The 16,901-nt window shown below is 72.5% G+C and carries 14 protein-coding genes and 1 pseudogene; 6 read left to right on the forward strand and 9 right to left on the reverse strand.

The window, feature by feature from the left end; genetic code table 11:
- Window positions 1-10 precede the first annotated feature (10 nt).
- The 6 genes from FIV43_RS16255 to FIV43_RS16275 are packed head-to-tail and all read right to left on the reverse strand — an operon-like array spanning window position 11 to window position 7,677.
- Window positions 11-847 carry a hypothetical protein gene (locus FIV43_RS16255; RefSeq protein WP_141014965.1) on the reverse strand — a complete coding sequence of 279 codons (837 nt, stop codon included), beginning with the start codon at window positions 845-847 and terminating at the stop codon, window positions 11-13.
- Between the two features lie 55 nt (window positions 848-902).
- Complete coding sequence (sigM, locus tag FIV43_RS16260) at window positions 903-1,598, reverse strand: RNA polymerase sigma factor SigM (protein WP_141014966.1); 696 nt, start codon at window positions 1,596-1,598, stop codon at window positions 903-905.
- Window positions 1,588-1,854 (reverse strand): hypothetical protein, encoded by a 267-nt coding sequence (locus FIV43_RS21140; protein WP_181407541.1) that lies wholly within the window; start codon window positions 1,852-1,854, stop codon window positions 1,588-1,590. Before FIV43_RS21140 ends, sigM begins: the two co-directional genes overlap by 11 nt.
- Window positions 1,851-3,629, reverse strand: a complete 1,779-nt coding sequence (locus FIV43_RS16265) for a protein kinase family protein (protein WP_181407542.1) — start codon at window positions 3,627-3,629, stop codon at window positions 1,851-1,853. Before FIV43_RS16265 ends, FIV43_RS21140 begins: the two co-directional genes overlap by 4 nt.
- A 53-nt stretch (window positions 3,630-3,682) precedes the next feature.
- Window positions 3,683-5,410, reverse strand: coding sequence for a murein biosynthesis integral membrane protein MurJ (murJ, locus tag FIV43_RS16270; protein ID WP_231123460.1), 1,728 nt, complete (start codon window positions 5,408-5,410; stop codon window positions 3,683-3,685).
- On the reverse strand, window positions 5,407-7,677 hold the full coding sequence (locus FIV43_RS16275) for a DUF6049 family protein (RefSeq protein ID WP_141014968.1): 2,271 nt from the start codon (window positions 7,675-7,677) through the stop codon (window positions 5,407-5,409). Before FIV43_RS16275 ends, murJ begins: the two co-directional genes overlap by 4 nt.
- A 248-nt stretch (window positions 7,678-7,925) precedes the next feature.
- Between FIV43_RS16275 and FIV43_RS16280 the strand changes: the two genes are divergently transcribed.
- Together FIV43_RS16280 and FIV43_RS16285 are read left to right on the forward strand one after the other, a co-directional pair.
- On the forward strand, window positions 7,926-9,350 hold the full coding sequence (locus FIV43_RS16280; RefSeq protein ID WP_141016015.1) for a CCA tRNA nucleotidyltransferase: 1,425 nt from the start codon (window positions 7,926-7,928) through the stop codon (window positions 9,348-9,350).
- 65 nt (window positions 9,351-9,415) lie between these two features.
- Window positions 9,416-9,895 (forward strand): SRPBCC family protein, encoded by a 480-nt coding sequence (locus FIV43_RS16285; RefSeq protein ID WP_141014969.1) that lies wholly within the window; start codon window positions 9,416-9,418, stop codon window positions 9,893-9,895.
- A 133-nt stretch (window positions 9,896-10,028) separates the two neighbouring features.
- On the opposite strand, the gene FIV43_RS16290 is transcribed toward FIV43_RS16285, so the two are convergent.
- Window positions 10,029-11,111 (reverse strand): inositol-3-phosphate synthase, encoded by a 1,083-nt coding sequence (locus tag FIV43_RS16290; protein ID WP_141014970.1) that lies wholly within the window; start codon window positions 11,109-11,111, stop codon window positions 10,029-10,031.
- Between the two features lie 111 nt (window positions 11,112-11,222).
- The gene (locus FIV43_RS16295; protein ID WP_141014971.1) at window positions 11,223-11,825 is read right to left on the reverse strand and encodes a PadR family transcriptional regulator; all 603 of its coding nucleotides are present in this window, start codon (window positions 11,823-11,825) and stop codon (window positions 11,223-11,225) included.
- Between the two features lie 509 nt (window positions 11,826-12,334).
- Between FIV43_RS16295 and FIV43_RS23260 the strand changes: the two are divergent.
- The 4 genes and pseudogenes from FIV43_RS23260 to FIV43_RS16315 form a co-directional block, all read left to right on the forward strand.
- A pseudogene (locus tag FIV43_RS23260) lies at window positions 12,335-13,351 on the forward strand (transglycosylase domain-containing protein); the annotation flags it as partial.
- A gap of 134 nt (window positions 13,352-13,485) precedes the next feature.
- Entirely contained in the window at window positions 13,486-14,388 is a 903-nt protein-coding gene (locus FIV43_RS23265; protein ID WP_269204085.1) for a penicillin-binding transpeptidase domain-containing protein, read from the forward strand.
- Complete coding sequence (locus tag FIV43_RS22700) at window positions 14,385-14,750, forward strand: hypothetical protein (RefSeq protein WP_231123461.1); 366 nt, start codon at window positions 14,385-14,387, stop codon at window positions 14,748-14,750. The genes FIV43_RS23265 and FIV43_RS22700 overlap by 4 nt, the downstream gene beginning before the upstream one ends.
- Window positions 14,747-15,811, forward strand: a complete 1,065-nt coding sequence (locus FIV43_RS16315) for a glycosyltransferase family 87 protein (protein WP_231123462.1) — start codon at window positions 14,747-14,749, stop codon at window positions 15,809-15,811. Before FIV43_RS22700 ends, FIV43_RS16315 begins: the two co-directional genes overlap by 4 nt.
- On the opposite strand, the gene FIV43_RS16320 is transcribed toward FIV43_RS16315, so the two are convergent.
- Entirely contained in the window at window positions 15,801-16,871 is a 1,071-nt protein-coding gene (locus tag FIV43_RS16320) for an alanine racemase (protein ID WP_141014974.1), read from the reverse strand. The two genes, FIV43_RS16315 and FIV43_RS16320, sit on opposite strands and share 11 nt — an antisense overlap.
- Window positions 16,872-16,901 lie beyond the last annotated feature (30 nt).

Here is a 16,901-nt window from a genome sequence, read left to right on the forward strand (position 1 = left end):
AAGCCGGAGCTCAGGGAGCCGGGAGCGTCATCGAGCGCAGCACGTCGTCGGTGCCGCAGCGCAGCACGTCGGCGACCTGGGTCGAGCCCACCGGCTCCCGGAAGCCGACCAGCGCCGTCTCCCCGCGGTAGCGGGCTCCGACGAAGATGCCGTGGCCCAGGTCCATGTCGGCGCAGGCGAAGCCCCGGGGGGCGGTCACCTGGGCGCCGGAGTAGTCCGCGGTGGCGGGCGAGGGCAGGTAGCGGTCCTGCATCCGGAGCAGGTCGTCGCGCATGCTGCGGTCGTGCAGCACCGGGACCGGCTCGTGCACGGTACGGCGCTTCGCCTCGGCCAGGGTGTTCGGCGCGGCGTCGGCCTGCGAGCGCTCCGAGGAGCCCGCGTCGCCGTCCCGATCGGCCCCCGCGTCGGCGTCGGCGAACAGCTCGTCCTCGGGTGCTGCCTGCGCCGAGGACTCCTCCGGGGCGATCGAGCCGGCGGCGTCGTTGCCCCGCTCGGGCTCGCCGTCGGCCAGGGTCGAGACGTCGTCGCTGGTCACGTCGTCGGTGAACTGCAGGCCCAGTCCGATCACGACCACCGCTGCCGCGGCGCCCAGGACCCCCCGCATCACCCGGCGCCGGCGCCGGGAGGCGAGGTCGGTGACGGTCCCGGTGGCCGGAGCCGTGGGCGGGTCGGTGCGCTCGCCGACCAGGTCGGCCAGGGTGTCGTCCAGGCGCGCGGCGACGTCGTCGGGCACGGTCTCGGGACCGCCGGCCTCGGCCAGCAGGCGGCGTACCGCCGCGTCCCGGGCGGGGTCGAGCGGGGCCGGGTCGGTCGCGGACCCGTCGTGCGGGTCGTGGGGGGTGGTCATGGGTGGTCCTCGCGGAGGGGGTACGCCGGGAGCGCCGGGGTCGGTCGCGCGACGCTCAGTCGAGCGTCGTGGCGGCCGGCGGTGGCCCGCGGCGGGTCCCTGATCCGACGTCCGTCCCGGTCGGACGGTTCCGCTCCGGGGCCGCGGAGGGTCGGTGACGCTGCTCACCGTCGGGCAGCAGGTCGGCGAGCAGCACCGAGAGACGGGCCCGGGCCCGCGAGCAGCGGCTCTTCACGGTGCCCTCAGCGCACTCGAGGATCTCGGCGACCTCCGCCACCGAGTAGCCCTCCATGTCGACCAGCACCACGGCGGCCCGCTGCTCGGGGGTGAGTCGGCCCAGGGCCTCCAGCACCGCCGCGCGCCGCTCGACCCGGTCGTAGGTGTGGGCCGGATCGGTGCCGGGGTCCGGGTCCACGGTGGTGCGCACCAGGTGCTCGGCGTCGTCGAGGTCGTCGGGCAGCGGGTCGGTACGACGCACCTGCGCCGACCGCAGCCGGTCCAGGCAGGAGTTGACCACGACCCGGTGCAGCCAGGTGGTGACCCGGGCGTCGCCGCGGAACGAGTCCGCCCGTCGGAACGCCGCGATCATCGCGTCCTGGAGCCCGTCGGCAGCGGTCTCGGGATCGCCGCAGGTGCGCAGCGCGACCGCCCACAGCCGGTCCCGGTGGCGGGCGAAGAGGAGGCCGAACGCCTCGGCGTCCCCGGCGACGTGGGCACGCAAGAGCTCGACATCGGTGAGCTCAGTGTCCACGCACCACCACCTCCGCCAGCTCGGCGCGGAACCCGTCGGGCACCTGCGGCAACGAAGTGAACCACACCAGCAGGTAGCGCCCGGTGGTCGTGCCCTGGCTGATCGCCTCGGCGTCGGCGGTGATCGTGCTGGAGGTGCCCACGCTGCCGGCGCCGATCGTCGCCTCGCCGGCCGGGGCCTCCTCCGGCATCTCCCGACCGATCGACACCTCGACGTCCGCCTCGCCGGCGAGCAGCTGCAGGTCGACCTCGGTCACCGTGCGGATCTCGCCGAGGTCGACGACCAGGCCGACCCCCGGCTTGAGCGCGGGCGCCTCCGGGCCGAGCTGGTCGTTGTAGGTCGAGGTGCGCCACGCGGTGGCCGGGTCGCCGTCCACCGCCAGCGGCGCGGTCTCGGGGTTCTCGCCGCCGTCGCCGTAGGGGTCGAAGTCGATCGCCTCGGTGTCGGGGATCGCGGTCGGCGCCACGCTGGGCGCCGGCGAGCTGCCCCGCACCGGACCGGACTCCTCCTCCTGACCCAGCGGCGTGCGCCCGCGTCCCACGTTGAACGCCAGCACCACCGCCACCAGCAGTACGACGACCAGCCCGACGCCGAGCGCGAGCCGGAGCCAGGACCGGCCCGGCACCCCGTCGTCGTCGACCGCGACCCGCTCCGCGGTGCCGGTGTGGTCGGCGTCGTCCCAGGGCCAGTAGTCGCCCGGCCCCGGGGTGCGGTTGCGGGTGTCGGTGGCGACCTGGACCGGGCTGGGGTTGGCCGCTTGGGCGCGTGCCAGGCGGGCGGCGGCCCCCTCCGGGGTCTCCGGAGCGAAGAGCGGGCGCTCGGGCGGGTCCTCGAAGGGCGGTGGTGGCGGCGGGGCGTGGCGCGCGCCCGCATCCAGCTCACCTCGTCGTCCTCGCCGAAGACCGGCATCCCGGCCTCGGTGGGCTGCTCGGTGAGCGCCCGGATCTCCGAGGGCGAGGGGATGTCGAGGTCCTGCTCGTCCGGCGTCGCGTCCGCGGCGGCCCGCTCGGCCGCCTCGGCCGCCTCGGCCGCCTCGGCCGCCTCGGCCACCGAGGAGATCGCGGTCTCCTGCTCGGCCGTCGGCTCAGGCTCGGGCTCGGGCTCGGGATCCGGTTCGGGTTCGGGCCGCGGGAGCCGCACCGGCGGGTCGCTCAGCGCCGGCAGCGACACCGGCCGCACCTGGTTGATCGGCAGGCTGGCCGCGGCCAGCGCGAACGACATCTCGCTCGCGTCGCCGACGAACTCCATCAGCCGCTCGGAGATCGAGGCCGCGCTGGAGACGTCGGGGTGCTCGCCGTACCCGACCGCGGGGACGCGCCAGCGATGCTGCTGGGCGGGTTGGCGGCGCTGCTGGTCGATCTCGCGCCAGATCGCGTCCAGCGCGCGCGGCACCCCGGGGACCATCTGCCGCGGGGCCAGCGGCACGCCGTGGTAGGTCCGGGCGGCGGCGACCTCGGAGGCCGACGGTCCGGGCCAGCGGGCGGTCAGCGCGCAGTAGAGCAGGCCGCCGATGTCGGCCCGGTCCTGCTCGGTGCCGCCCGGCGGCAGGCCGTGCAGGGCGGCGTCGACGCACAGGCCGATCAGCTTCACCCCACCCTGCTGGTCGATCAGCACGTTCTCCGGGTTCAGCCGGCCGTGCGGCACGTCGGCCTCGTGGGCGCGGGCCATCGCCTCGGCGATCTCGGCCACCATCCACGCCGCCGGACCGGGGTCGATCGCCCCGCGGTGGGTGACCAGGATGTCCAGCGAGGTGCCGGTGCCCCACTCGTTGACCACGAAGCAGAGGCCGTCCTGGGTCTCGGCGTCCAGCACCCGCAGGATCCGGGAGTCCAGCACCTTCGCCGAGGAGCGGGCGGCGGCCAGCAGGGACTCGGCCCGCGGGTCGGACTCGGTGATCACGTGGAGGGCGACGTACCGCTCGAGGATCTTGTCGTGCGCTCGCCAGAAGCGACCGCCACCGCTCTCGCTCAGCAGGTCGATCAGGCGGTAGCGGCCGGCGAGCACATCGCCCGGGCGTGTCGACGTAGCCACTCCAGTCCTCTCTGATCGCAGGTCAATGGTAGGCCGCTCGGGGGCCGGTGAGGTCATCCTCGACGAACCCGGGAGAAGACGGTCCGGGTCACCGCGGTGACCTCGGTGAGCCGGAACAGCCCGGCGCTGGCCAGGTAGACCGCGACCGTGCCGCCGCCCACCAGCGCGACCTCGACCGCGGAGAGCGCCCACCCCGGCTCGCCGAACAGCTCGGTGATCGTGTCGTCCACGACGATGCGCAGCGTCACCGAGACCACGGTGACGCCGACGGCCGCCGCGGCGAGGCGCAGCGTGAAACCGAGCCACCCGGTGCGCAGCGCTCCGCTGGTGCCGCGACGGCGCAGCAGCAGGCCGAGGACGACCACCGAGATCAGCGACCCGACCGCGTAGGCGGTGATGTAGGCGACGATCAGCGCCGAGGTGGTGTGCTCCGGGTCGGTGCTGCGCACCAGGGCGATCGCCACCCCGATGTTGGTGGCCGCGATCGCGCACTGGATGAAGAAGACCAGCCGGTTCTTCTCCAGCGCGTAGAACGCCCGCAGCACCAGGTAGTGGATGGTGAAGACCACGATCCCGGCGGCGAACAGCACCAGCGGCTCGACGAACCGCGGATAGGTCTCCGCCGCCGCGCCGTGGCCCCACAGGGCGTGCGCGAGCGGGAGCGCGATCGCCGGCATCAGCGCGGCGAACGGCACCGCGACCACCAGTGCGGTGCGGACCGTGGCGCTCAGCGTTCGGGTCAGCGAGGCGATGTCGTCGCTCGCGGCCGACCGGGAGAGCCGGGGCAGGATCGCCGTCGCCAGGGAGACGGTGATGATCGAGTGCGGCACCATCGCGACCAGCATCGCGTTGGAGTAGATGGTGATACCGGTGCCGTCCGCACCGCTGGCCGTGCCGCCCGAGGCGAGCCGGACGACCACGGTGTAGGCGAGCTGGTTGACGATCACGAAGCCGACCGTCCAGGCACCCAGCCGCAGGGTGTGGCCCAGCCCGACACCGCGGAAGTCGAAGCGCGGGCGGTAGCGCACGCCCGCCGACCGCAGGTAGGGCAGCAGGATCAGGAACTGCGCGGCGATGCCGAGGGTGGAGCCGATGCCGAGCAGCGCCTCCTCACCGGGGGAGAAGCCGCTGTTGGACTCCGCCACCGTGGCCGGCCCGAAGACGAACAGGTAGGTCACCAGCACCACCACCGAGATGACGTTGTTGGCGATCGGCGCCCACATCATCGGCCCGAACCGGCCGCGCGCGTTCAGCACCTGCCCGACCAGCACGAACATGCCGTAGAAGAAGACCTGGGGCAGGCAGTAGCGGGCGAAGTCGATCGCCGACTGGCGCTCGTCGGCCATGTCCGGCGCCTGGTAGGCGTTGCTGAGCAGGACGTCCATCACCAGTGGCGCGGCGGCCACCAGCAGCACGGTGACGCTGCCGAGGAAGAGCAGCGCGAGGGTCATCACCCGGTTCAGGTACGCCGCCCCGCCGTCGCTGTCGTCCTTCATCGCGCGGACCAGCTGCGGCACCAGCACCGCGTTGAAGACGCCGCCGGCCAGCAGCACGTAGAGCATGTTCGGCACGGTGTTGGCGACGGTGAAGATGTCCGCGTGCAGGCCCAGCCCGAGGGCCGCGGCCAGCAGCATCGACCGGACGAACCCGCTGGCCCGGGAGACCACCGTGCCGGCGGCCATCACCATGGTGTTGCGGAGCACGGCACGCTGGCCGTCGTCGTCGCGCGCCAGTCCGGCGGTCTCCTCGACGGCGGGTCCCTCACCGACGGGTGTGCTCATCGGCGCGATGCCCGGGCTCGCCGGATCCGCTTGATCAGGCGGATCGCGATCGCCACGAAGAGGATCGCGACGCCGGCACCGATGATCCCCCAGATCACGATGCTCACCTGACCGGAGCGGACCGGGACGGTGTCGGAGGAGCCGAGCGGCTCGCCCTCGATGTCGGTCAGCTCGAGCCGTACGTCGTGGACGCCGGGCCGGGTGGTGTGCACCTCCAGCGACACCGAGGTGCGGCTGTCGGCGCCGAGCACGATCGGGTCGCCGGCATCGATCTCCACCCCGGAGTCGCCGTCGGCGACCACCTGGACCTGCACGATGTACTCCAGGTCGTTGCTGATGGTCACCGAGAACCGGCCCGACGAGCTGGACAGGGTGACGCCGGGGGGAGCGCTGATCTCGACCGAGCCGAGCCGCCGGTCGATCCGGGCCCGCGACACCGAGAGCCGGGTGGTGGCGCGGTCGTCGCCGCGCAGCTCGAACGACGTCCCGGCCAGGGCCTCCCGGGTGACCTCGCCGCCGACCGTGGAGTCCTCGCCGAGGATGCTCTGCAGGGTCGCCCCGGACCGGGTGAGCAGCTCCGCCTCGCCGTAGAGGCTGGGCTGCTGCTCCTGGGCGGCCTGCTCGTCGGGGTAGGTGAGGGAGTCGGCGTCGATCGCGGTCCGCTCGCCGGCGACCACCGGGCCGACGCCGGTCAGGCTCAGCCAGGGCTGGTCCAGCCCGTCCCAGAACTCGTCGGCGTCGTCGGCGGAGACCGTCGCGGGGATCTCCAGGAGGACCGGGTCCGGGGCGAGGTCGTCCTCGACCAACCGCAGGGCCGCCTCGCTGAGCAGCCGCTGCCGCAGCGCCACCGCGGTCTGCCGGTCGTTGGGGCCGGGACCGCCGCTGGCCGCGGCGGAGGAGGTGACCGCCACCGCGGCGCCGTCGACCTCGCCGGTGGCCGGCGCTCCGTCCGGATACTCCTGCTGACCGAACATCCGGTCGGTGAGCAGCGCCACCGGCTCGTCGGAGAGCTCCGCGAAGACGTCGGGTGCCAGGTAGCCGTCCGGACCGGCGACCGCCGGCGTGGTCGCGGCGTTCCAGGCGCTGAGCACGTCGCCCTGCTGGTCGCGGGCGGCGGCGTAGAGGTCGGCGGTGGCGGTGCCCGCACCGGAGAGGTCGGGGTCGCCGTAGGGCAGGGTGAGGATCTCCTCGCCCGTTAGCGCGGGCTGGGCCCGGTCGAGCCAGGGCTGGGCGTTCGGCAGGCCGTCCACGCCCGGCGCGGTGTCCAGGTCGACCTCCGGCTCCTCGGTGGTCTCCTCGTCGGTCGGCGACTCCGACTCGCCGCCGTCGCCCTCGCCGTCGTCCTCGGGTACGTCGGGCAGCAGCTGGCGCGGGACGTTCCCGTTGGCCAGCTTGCGCACGGTGTCCAGCACGGCCGGGTCGACCAGCCAGCTGACGGTGCGGCCGTCCGCGGCCTCGCCGAAGCCGAGCATCCGGCCCAGGTAGCCGTCGGCGGAGAGTCGACGCTCCCACCGCTTGGTGCGGGTCAGCGACCCGTCGGCGCGGTGGGTGATCGGCGCGCGCAGGGGCAGCACGACCGCGGCGTCGACGGTGCCGGCGGGCGCCTCCTTCCCGGTGGGCACGTAGGGCAGGAAGGTCCGTGCCCGTCCGTCCGCGAAGTCGTCGCGGGGGGTGTCCTCGGAGTAGCCCGACGCGTGCACGCCGAACCAGTAGACCCCCGGCTCGGGGTCGCCGATCTCCTGGCGCAGCACCCGCTGCGGGATGGTCAGGCCGAACGTCATCGTGGCCCCGGGTGCGAGCTCGGTGACGGTGTCCCGGATCTCCAGGTCGGTGATCCGCTCCCCGACCGGCGTCTCCGGATCGGAGTCGGCCGCCTCGACCAGCTCCTCCACCGTGGTCATCGGACCGCCGCAGGTGCCGTCGGCACGGCAGTCGTCGGTGTTCAGGTAGGGGTAGAGGTGGATCTCGTTCCACGCGACGTCGTCGGTGTTGGTGATCGTGCCGCTGATGGTGACCGGTCCGGTGCGCGGCAGCACGCCGGGGTCGAGGGCGTCGATGGTGAGCGCCAGCGGGGCGTCGTCCTCGGTCGAGGCCGCCCGGGTGTCGTCGCGCCGGTCCGCGACGCCGACGGTGGACGGCGCCCGAGCCGGTGATGCCGCGGGGGCGTCGGCCCGGGCGGCGGGCGCGGCTGTCGTCGTACCGATCAGGGTCAGCAGCCCGGTCACGAGGCCCGCGGCGACGCGCAGGGACCGGGAGTGCTGAACCACCCCACGAGCGTAGTGGGGAGGGTCGGCCCGCTCGCGGAGGGCGGGCCGAACCGGGCCGCCGGTCGGGTCCGGGGGTGAGGGGCGAGGCAGCCGGGGCCGAGGTCGCGCTGCGCCCTGCGCCGCACGCACCCCGGCGAGGACCGGATGCGGCCCGGCACGCCCTAGACTTCTGCGCCGTGACCGACCGCACCGATGCCCCGCCGACCGGACCCGCCGGGACCCCCGACGCCGGCGGCGACGCACGGCGGGTGGTCGACGTGCAGGCCGCGGTGACCGCCGAGCTGGACCGGATCGCGCCGGTCGTCGACGAGCTCGGCGAGCGGTTCGCCGCCGCCGGGCACGAGCTCCACCTGGTCGGCGGCCCGGTGCGCGACGCGATGCTCGGCCGCCGTTCCAACGACCTCGACTTCACCACCTCGGCGCGCCCGGAGGTGAGCGAGCGGATCCTCCGCGCGTGGGGCGACGCGTGGTGGGACATGGGGCGCGACTTCGGCACCATCGGCGCCCGGCTGGGCGAGTGGGTGGTCGAGGTGACGACGTACCGGTCCGAGGCCTACGACCCGGACAGCCGCAAGCCCGACGTCGAGTACGGCGACAGCCTGGCCGGCGACCTGGGCCGGCGCGACTTCACGGTCAACGCGATGGCGGTGAAGGTGCCCGGGCGCGAGCTCGAGGACCCGTTCGGCGGCGTCGTCGACCTGGCCACCGGCGTCCTGCGCACCCCCGGTCGCCCCGAGGACTCCTTCTCCGACGACCCGCTGCGGATGATGCGGGCGGCCCGGTTCGCAGCGCAGCTCGGCTTCACCGTCGCTCCCGAGGTGGTCGCCGCGATGACCGCGATGGCGGACCGGATCGAGATCATCTCCGCCGAGCGGGTGCGCGACGAGCTGGTGAAGCTGATCTCCGCCCCGCAGCCGCGGCTCGGCCTCGAGCTGCTGGTGGAGACCGGGCTGGCCGACCGGGTCCTCCCGGAGCTGCCCGCGCTCAAGCTGGAGCGCGACGAGCACCACCGGCACAAGGACGTCTACGACCACACCCTCACCGTGCTGGAGCAGTCGATCGACCTCGAGGCCCGACTCGGCGAGGACGGCGGCCCCGACTTCGTCTCCCGGTTCGCCGCGCTGATGCACGACGTCGGCAAGCCGAAGACGCGACGGTTCCTCGACGACGGCACGGTCACCTTCCACCACCACGACGTGGTCGGCGCCAAGCTGACCCGCAAGCGGATGCGTGCGCTGCGCTTCTCCAACGACGTCACCGACGCGGTCTGCTCGCTGGTCGAGCTGCACCTGCGGTTCCACGGCTACGGCACCGGCGAGTGGACCGACTCCGCGGTGCGCCGCTACGTCCGCGACGCCGGTGACCAGCTCGCCCGGCTGCACGTGCTGACCCGCGCCGACTGCACCACCCGCAACCGGCGGAAGGCGCAGCGGCTGGCCCGCACCTACGACGACCTCGAGGCGCGGATCGAGCGGCTCGAGGCCGAGGAGGAGCTGGCCTCGCTGCGCCCGGACCTCGACGGCAACCAGATCATGGAGATCCTGGGCATCGGCCCCGGCCGCGAGGTCGGCGAGGCGTACAAGTTCCTGCTCGAGCTGCGCCTGGACAACGGCCCGATGAGCACCGAGGACGCGACCGCGGCACTGCGGGGCTGGTGGGCCGAGCGCGGCTAGCCGGCCGGGTTGGCCCGGGTGGACGTCCCTTCCGCCGACGGCGTACTCGCAGTATGTTCCGCGGCATGACGGACACGTACGAGAAGCTCCTCGAGGACTCCATCGAGATCGACGCCCCGCCGGCCAAGGTCTGGGCGCTGGTCACCGACGTCCCGCGGATGGCGCAGTGGAGCCCCCAGGTGGTCCGCTCCACGGTGAAGGGCGGCGTCGTGAAGCAGGGCGCGAAGTTCTCCAACATCAACCGGCAGAAGCTGCTGGTCTGGCCCACCAAGGGCAAGATCGTCCGCTTCTCCCCGCCCACCGACGCGACCCCGGGCGACTTCGCCTTCCGGATCGCGGAGAACAAGACCATCTGGTCCTTCGCCCTCGAGCCCACCGCGACCGGCACCCGGGTGACCCAGCGCCGGGAGACCCCCGACGGCATCTCCTCGCTCTCGATGAACCTGACCAAGCACGTGCTGGGCGGCCAGGAGAAGTTCACCGCCGGGCTGCGCACCGGGATGCGGCAGACCCTGGAGCGGATCAAGCGCGAGGCAGAGGGCTGAGGGGCATCCGGACCACCGCCGTCTGAGTCCCCGGCTCCCGGGGTCATGCCGAAGGGCCGGCCTCCCCGTGGGGGAGACCGGCCCTTCGCCGTACTGGGTCAACCGGAGGCCGGTCGACCGGACACGTACTGAGTCACTCGCCCCTGATGAACGCCTCGAGCTCGGCGCGACCCTCGGTGTCCTCCATCTGCACCGGCGGGGACTTCATCAGGTAGGCCGAGGCCGGGAGGATCGGGCCGCCGTGGCCGCGGTCCTTGGCGATCTTGGCGGCGCGGACGGCGTCGATGATGATGCCGGCCGAGTTCGGGGAGTCCCAGACCTCGAGCTTGTACTCCAGGTTCAGCGGGACGTCACCGAAGGCGCGGCCCTCGAGGCGGACGTAGGCCCACTTGCGGTCGTCGAGCCAGGCGACGTAGTCCGACGGTCCGATGTGGACGTTCTTGTCGTCGATCTTGCCGGCCAGCGAGCCGTTCAGGTTCGAGGTGACGGCCTGGGTCTTGGAGACCTTCTTGGACTCCAGGCGCTCGCGCTCGAGCATGTTCTTGAAGTCCATGTTGCCGCCGACGTTGAGCTGGTAGGTGCGGTCCAGCGCGACGCCGCGGTCCTCGAACAGCTTCGCCATCACGCGGTGGGTGATGGTGGCGCCGACCTGCGACTTGATGTCGTCACCGACGATCGGGACGCCGGCGGCCTCGAACTTGGCGGCCCACTCGGGGTCGGAGGCGATGAAGACCGGCAGGGCGTTGACGAAGGCGACGCCCGCGTCGATCGCGCACTGCGCGTAGAACTTGTCGGCCTCCTCGGATCCCACCGGGAGGTAGGAGACGAGGACGTCGACCTCGGCGTCCTTGAGCACCTGGACCACGTCGACCGGCTCGGCCGCGGACTCCTCGATGGTGGCCCGGTAGTACTTGCCCAGGCCGTCCAGCGTCGGGCCGCGCTGCACCTCGATGCCGAGGGTGGGCACGTCGGCGATCTGGATGGTGTTGTTCTCGCTGGCGTTGATCGCCTCCGAGAGGTCCTTGCCGACCTTCTTGTCGTCGACGTCGAACGCGGCGACGAACTGCACGTCGCTCACGTGGTAGTCGCCGAACTGGACGTGCATCAGACCGGGCACGCTGCTGGCCGGGTCTGCGTCCCGGTAGTAGTGCACGCCCTGGATCAGGGACGTCGCGCAGTTGCCCACGCCGGCGATCGCTACTCGAACCGAACCCATGGGAGTCCTTCCTGTCGTGGTCGTGGACGGCAAGGGCCCGTCCGGTGCGAGGGGTCTCCTCGCGGTGGTGAGGTCACCGGCGGTGTGCGCCGGTCACGTCGTCGTCTGTGGTCAGTCGTTGCCCGCCGGCGACGGTGCCGGGGACGGGGGAGGGGGCGGCGTGTCGGTACGCGCCCCTCGTTCTGCGTTGATCAGGTCCGAGAGCCAGCGGACCTCCCGCTCGACCGACTCGACGCCGTGCCGTTGCAGCTCGGCGGCGTAGCGGTCGACCTCCTTCTGGGTCATCGCCAGCTCACGCTGGACGCGGTCCAGCCGCTCCTGCAGTCGGGAGCGGCGACCCTCCAGGACCCGGAGACGGATCTCCATGTCGGTGGAGGAGAAGAAGCGGAAGCGGATGTCGAAGTTGTCGTCCTCCCAGGCGGTGGGCCCGACCTCGGACATCAGCCGCTCGAACTCGGCGGCGCCCTTGTCGGTCAACTGGTAGACGATCCGCTGACGACGCGACGCGACGCCGGGCACCTGGTCGGGAGCGACCTCGGCGATCAGGCTGCCGCGCAGCATCTTCTTCAGCGCCGGGTAGAGGGAGCCGTAGGAGAGCAGGCGGCCCCAGCCGAGCATCAGGTTCAGCCGCTTGCGCAGCTCGTAGCCGTGCATCGGACCCTCGTGCAGCAGCCCGAGGACTGCCAGCTCGATGGTCTCTCCACGACGTGCCATGCGACCTATCGTACCGATATATCCCGCGAACGTGAACTCTCGATGGGTCGGAAGTCGCGGACGTGGTCGCCGGGCCGTCGGCCGCACGACACCCGCGGTTCACGATGAGGGAGCCCTACCTACTGGCCCGTACCCTGATCTGCGGCGTTCGGCGGGGGGAGTCGGCGCCGTACCGATCCCCAGCACGAATGAGTGAGGACGTGACCCAAGGCAAGCGGAAGGCGGGCGCAGCGAGCGGCAGCTCGCGCAGCTCCCGACGCAGCACCAAGAAGGCTGCGCCCAAGACCTGGAAGACCCGGCTGCGGACCACCCTCAAGTGGGGCCTCATCCTCGGGCTCGTGCTCGCCCTGATCGGCATCGGCGCGTTCGTCTACGCCTACAAGACGATCGACATCCCGGAGGCGAACTCGGAGTTCCTCACCGAGACCACGCACGTCTACTACTCCGACGGCGAGACCGACATCGGGCAGTTCGCGATCCAGCGCCGCGACGCCATCGACTACGACGAGATGCCGGACTCGATCAAGAACGCCGTGGTCGCGGCCGAGAACCGCACCTTCTGGACCGACGAGGGGATCGACCCCCGCGGCATCCTGCGTGCCGCCTTCAGCAACGCCCAGGGCAACTCGACGCAGGGCGCGTCCACGATCACCCAGCAGTACGTGAAGATCCTCTACCTGACCCAGGACCGCACCTGGAAGCGGAAGATCAAGGAAGCGGTCCTCTCCCTGAAGATCCAGAACCAGTACTCGAAGGAGGAGGTGCTGGAGGGCTACCTCAACACCATCTACTTCGGGCGCGGCGCCTACGGCATCCAGGCCGCCTCCCAGGCCTACTTCGGGCGGGACGCCAAGGACCTCACCGTGCGCCAGTCGGCGGCGCTCGCCGCGATCCTGAACAACCCCACCGGCTTCGACCCGGCCAACGGCAAGGACGCCCGCGAGCGGCTCAAGGGGCGCTACGCCTACACCCTCGACGGCATGCACGAGATGGGCAACATCTCCGACAGCGTCTACGAGAAGGCCTCCCGCAAGCTGCCGAAGTTCCCGAAGACCTCCTCCGAGGACCAGTACGGCGGCCAGAAGGGCCACGTGCTCTCGCTGGTCCGGCAGCAGCTGCTCGACCTCGGCTTCGACGAGCAGGAGATCACCGGCGGCGGCCTCGAGGTGACCACCACCTTCACCCCGAAGGCCATGCGCGCCGCCGAGGAGGGCGTGGCCGAGGCCCGCCCCGAGGGGTTCTCCGACAAGCAGCTGCACGTCGGCGTCGCCTCGGTCGAGCCGGGCACCGGCGCGGTCCGCGGCATGTACGCCGGCCAGGACTACCTCGAGTCCCAGCTCAACTGGGCGGTGGCCGGCGGCCAGGCCGGATCCACGTTCAAGCCGTTCGCGCTCGCCGCCGGGATCAAGGCCGGCTACTCGCTGAAGGACACCTTCGACGGGAACTCCCCGTACGAGACCCCGGACGGGGAGTACGTGGAGAACCAGGGAGACGAGGACTACGGGTCCGCGATCACCATGGTCACCGCCACCGAGCACTCGGTGAACACCGCCTACGTCGACATGACCCTGGAGATGGGCGGCGACGGGCCGCAGCAGATCATCGACATGGCCAACGCGATGGGCGTCCCCCGAAGGAGGAGGCGTCCGACCCCTACGGCATCCCGACCACCAGCCCCGGCCTCGACCCGAACGCCCGGGTCTCGCTCGGCTCCCAGACGGTCAGCCCTATCAACATGGCCAACGGCTACGCCACGATCGCCAACGGCGGCGTCGCGGCCGACGCCTACGTCATCGAGAAGGTCGTCGACCGTGACGGCGTGGTCCGCTACGAGCACCAGGTGACCAACCACCGCGCGGTCAGCGAGGACATCGCCGCCGACGTCTCCTACGCGCTGCAGGAGACCGTCGAGGCCGACGGCGGTACGGCGTACAAGGCGGCGGGCATCAACCGGCCCGCCGGCGCCAAGACGGGCACCGCCACCAACGGCGCGGGCGAGGTCTCCTCGGCCTGGTTCGCCGGCTTCACCCCGCAGCTGGCCACCACGGTGATGTACGTGCGGGGCCAGGGCAACGAGCAGCTCAAGGACTGGCTGCCGTCCTACTTCGGCGGTGGCTACCCCGCCGACACCTGGGTCGCGGTGATGAACCGTGCCCTGGAGGGCGAGCCGGTGGAGGACCTGCCGGAGCCGGTCTACGTCGACGGAGACGCGCCGATCGACGGTCACGAGCCGCTGCCCACCTACACGCCGCCCCCGTCGAAGAAGCCGCAGCCGTCGAAGAAGCCGACCACCAAGGAGCCGGAGCCGTCGAAGGAGCCGACGACCAAGGAGCCGGAGCCGTCGAAGGAGCCGACGACCCAGGAGCCGGAGCCGACGGATCCCACCGACGACCCGACCAGCCAGAGCACGCCGCCGGACGAGAGCTCGTCCCCTCCGGGCGGCGGCAGCGGCGGCGGGTTCTTCGGCCGTCGCGGGGCCACGGCGCAACGTGAACGGGTCGGCCGCCGCAGTCATCGCACCGGCCGTCGCGGGCGGCAACGCAGGAGCGGGCCTGGCAGGTGACCGCACACCCGAGCCGGGAGGATCCGGTCGTCCGCGCGATGAGCGAGTCGGTGGGCGGCCCGATGGGTGAGCGTGCCACGCGGCATCGCTGGTGGACCCCGGTCCGGGTGCTGCTGCTGCTCACCGCGGTGGTCTTCTCCCTCGGGATGCTGCAGAAGGCGCCGTGCTCGGTGGCCGAGGGGAAGGACCAGGACTGGACCTACTCCCACATGTGCTACACCGACCTGCGCCCGCTGTACGTCGGCCGCGGGCTGGCCGAGCGGGCGTGGCCCTACTCCGACGACGAGCAGACCCGCGACCGCTACGAGGTCATGGAGTATCCGGTCGGGATCGCCTACTGGGCCTGGGGACGGCTTGGGTGACGCAGGCGATCGACGGCCTCCCGGATCTCTCGGAGCGCTACCGGCTCCCGGTCGACGAGCTGTGGGGGCTGGAGTCGGTGAGCACGGAGGTCACCCGGTTCCTGCTGGTCAACGCGCTCGGATTCGCGGTGCTCGCACTGCTCTCGGTGTGGCTGCTGGCCACCACCCACCGGGACCGGCCGTGGGACGCGGCGGCCTTCGCCCTCTCCCCGGCGCTGCTGCTCACCGGGCTGATCAACTGGGACCTGCTCTCGGTCGCCTTCGTGGCCGGAGCGCTGTGGGCCTGGTCGCGGGAGAGACCGGTCCTGACCGGGGTGATGATCGGGCTCGGCACCGCCGCGAAGCTCTATCCGCTCTTCCTGCTCGGCGGCATCCTGATCCTCTGCTGGCGGGGTCGCCGTTGGCGCGAGCTCGCGGTCACCGTCGGTGCCGCCGCGGCCAGCTGGGTGGTGGTGAACCTGCCCGCCTACCTGTCCGGCCCCGAGCAGTGGAAGGTGTTCTGGAGCTTCAACGCCGACCGGGGCAGCGACCTGGGGTCGCTCTGGCTGCTGGCCGACCAGGCCGGCGACATCGGGTTCGCGCCGTCCACCATCAACGACTGGTCGTGGTACCTCTTCGGGGCCTGGTGCCTGGGGGTGCTCCTGCTCGGCCTGCGAGCACCGGAGTCGCCGCGCCTGGCCCAGCTCGGCTTCCTGATCGTGGTCGGCTTCCTGCTGGTCAACAAGGTCTACTCGCCGCAGTACGTGTTGTGGCTGCTGCCGCTGGCGGTGCTGGCCCGGCCCCGGTGGCGCGACCAGCTGATCTGGCAGGGCTGCGAGATCTTCTACTTCTGCTCGGTCTGGTGGTACCTCGGGGGCTACCTCGACCCGGCCGGCGGCGGCGACGCCGGGTTCTACTGGCTGGCGATCCTGGTGCGGGTGCTCGGCGAGCTCTACCTGGCCGGGGTGATCGTCCGGGACATGTACCGACCCGCACACGACCCGGTCAAGGCGGAGGTGCCGGTGCCGTCGTTCGCCGGCGGACACCGTCCGCGAACGACGGCGGAGAGCCTCAGTCGGTGATGTCGACCCGGTCGAACGCGGTCGCGGTGTAGCGGACCCGCACGTCGATCGGGTCGCCCACCGCGGGCACGCGCGCGCCCGCGGGCAGGAACAGCATCGAGGCCTGCATGTGCGGCGGCTCCGCGAAGAGGCGCTGCTTGCCGTCGATCGAGTACGGCGAGCGCACGAAGCCCGCCGCGTCCAGGCCGCCGCGGGCGATCGTCGCCGCCCGGGCACGCAGCGAGTGCTCCCCGGTCGGGGCCTCCAGACCGATCCCGTGGGCGGTGCCGCCGGAGACGATCAGCAGGTGCCCGTCCTTCGGGGCGCTGCGCCCCCGGTAGCCGAAGTGCTCGCCGCGGGCGACCGGGTGCACGTCGATCACGGTGGCGGCGACGGTCAGCGCCCCGCGGTCACCGAGCCAGAGTTCGGTGCCGATCCGGGGGCGGACGGCGAAGTCGCCGTACTCGCTGCGCAGGCGGGTCAGCTCGGCGCCGGTGAGGTGGGAGACCCAGATCGTGGAGAGGTCGGCGACGTCGGCGCCCACCGCGTCGGTGATCAGTCGGCTGACCTCGCTGTAGTGGCCGCCTGCGGCCAGCGGAAGGTGCAGCGCGAGCCCCTCGACGCGGGCGCCGGGGTGCTTGCGGAGCAGCTCGCCGGCCTCCCACAGCTCGCGGGCGGTCATCCCGTGCCGCCGCATGCTGGTGACGTGCTCGACCACGATCCGGGCGCGCGGGTCGGCGGCGAGCAGGGCACGCAGGTCCTCGAGCCGGCTGACGGTGTGGATCAGGCGCTTGCCGAAGGTGGGGCCGGGCAGGGCGACCCAGGGTCGCCACGGGGTCAGCACGAGCAGGTCGCCGGACCACCGGGTGGCGACCTGGTCGAGCTCCTCGTAGGTGCCCACGGCCAGCGCCGGGACGTCGTGGCCGCGGTCGCGCAGCCACTGCGCCCTGCGGGCGAGCCGGCCGAGGCCGAAGCCGTAGCCGTTGCCCTTGGCCACCGGCACCAGGCCGGGGTTGGCGGAGGCCACCGCCTCGAGGTGGGCCCGCCAGCGGGGTCCGTCGACGGTCAGGGTGAGGCTCATGGACGTGCTCGCTTCGCTCCGGGCGCCCGG

This window comes from Nocardioides sambongensis, from assembly GCF_006494815.1.
Classification (GTDB): Bacteria; Actinomycetota; Actinomycetes; order Propionibacteriales; family Nocardioidaceae; genus Nocardioides; species Nocardioides sambongensis.

Bases quoted from the DNA above. Each gene is read 5' to 3' on its own strand.
- FIV43_RS16255 (WP_141014965.1), bottom strand. From the start codon at position 847: ATGACCACCCCCCACGACCCGCACGACGGGTCCGCGACCGACCCGGCC.
- murJ (WP_231123460.1), bottom strand. From the start codon at position 5,410: ATGAGCACACCCGTCGGTGAGGGACCCGCCGTCGAGGAGACCGCCGGA.
- FIV43_RS16285 (WP_141014969.1), top strand. From the start codon at position 9,416: ATGACGGACACGTACGAGAAGCTCCTCGAGGACTCCATCGAGATCGAC.
- FIV43_RS16290 (WP_141014970.1), bottom strand. From the start codon at position 11,111: ATGGGTTCGGTTCGAGTAGCGATCGCCGGCGTGGGCAACTGCGCGACG.
- FIV43_RS16295 (WP_141014971.1), bottom strand. From the start codon at position 11,825: ATGGCACGTCGTGGAGAGACCATCGAGCTGGCAGTCCTCGGGCTGCTG.
- FIV43_RS16320 (WP_141014974.1), bottom strand. From the start codon at position 16,871: ATGAGCCTCACCCTGACCGTCGACGGACCCCGCTGGCGGGCCCACCTC.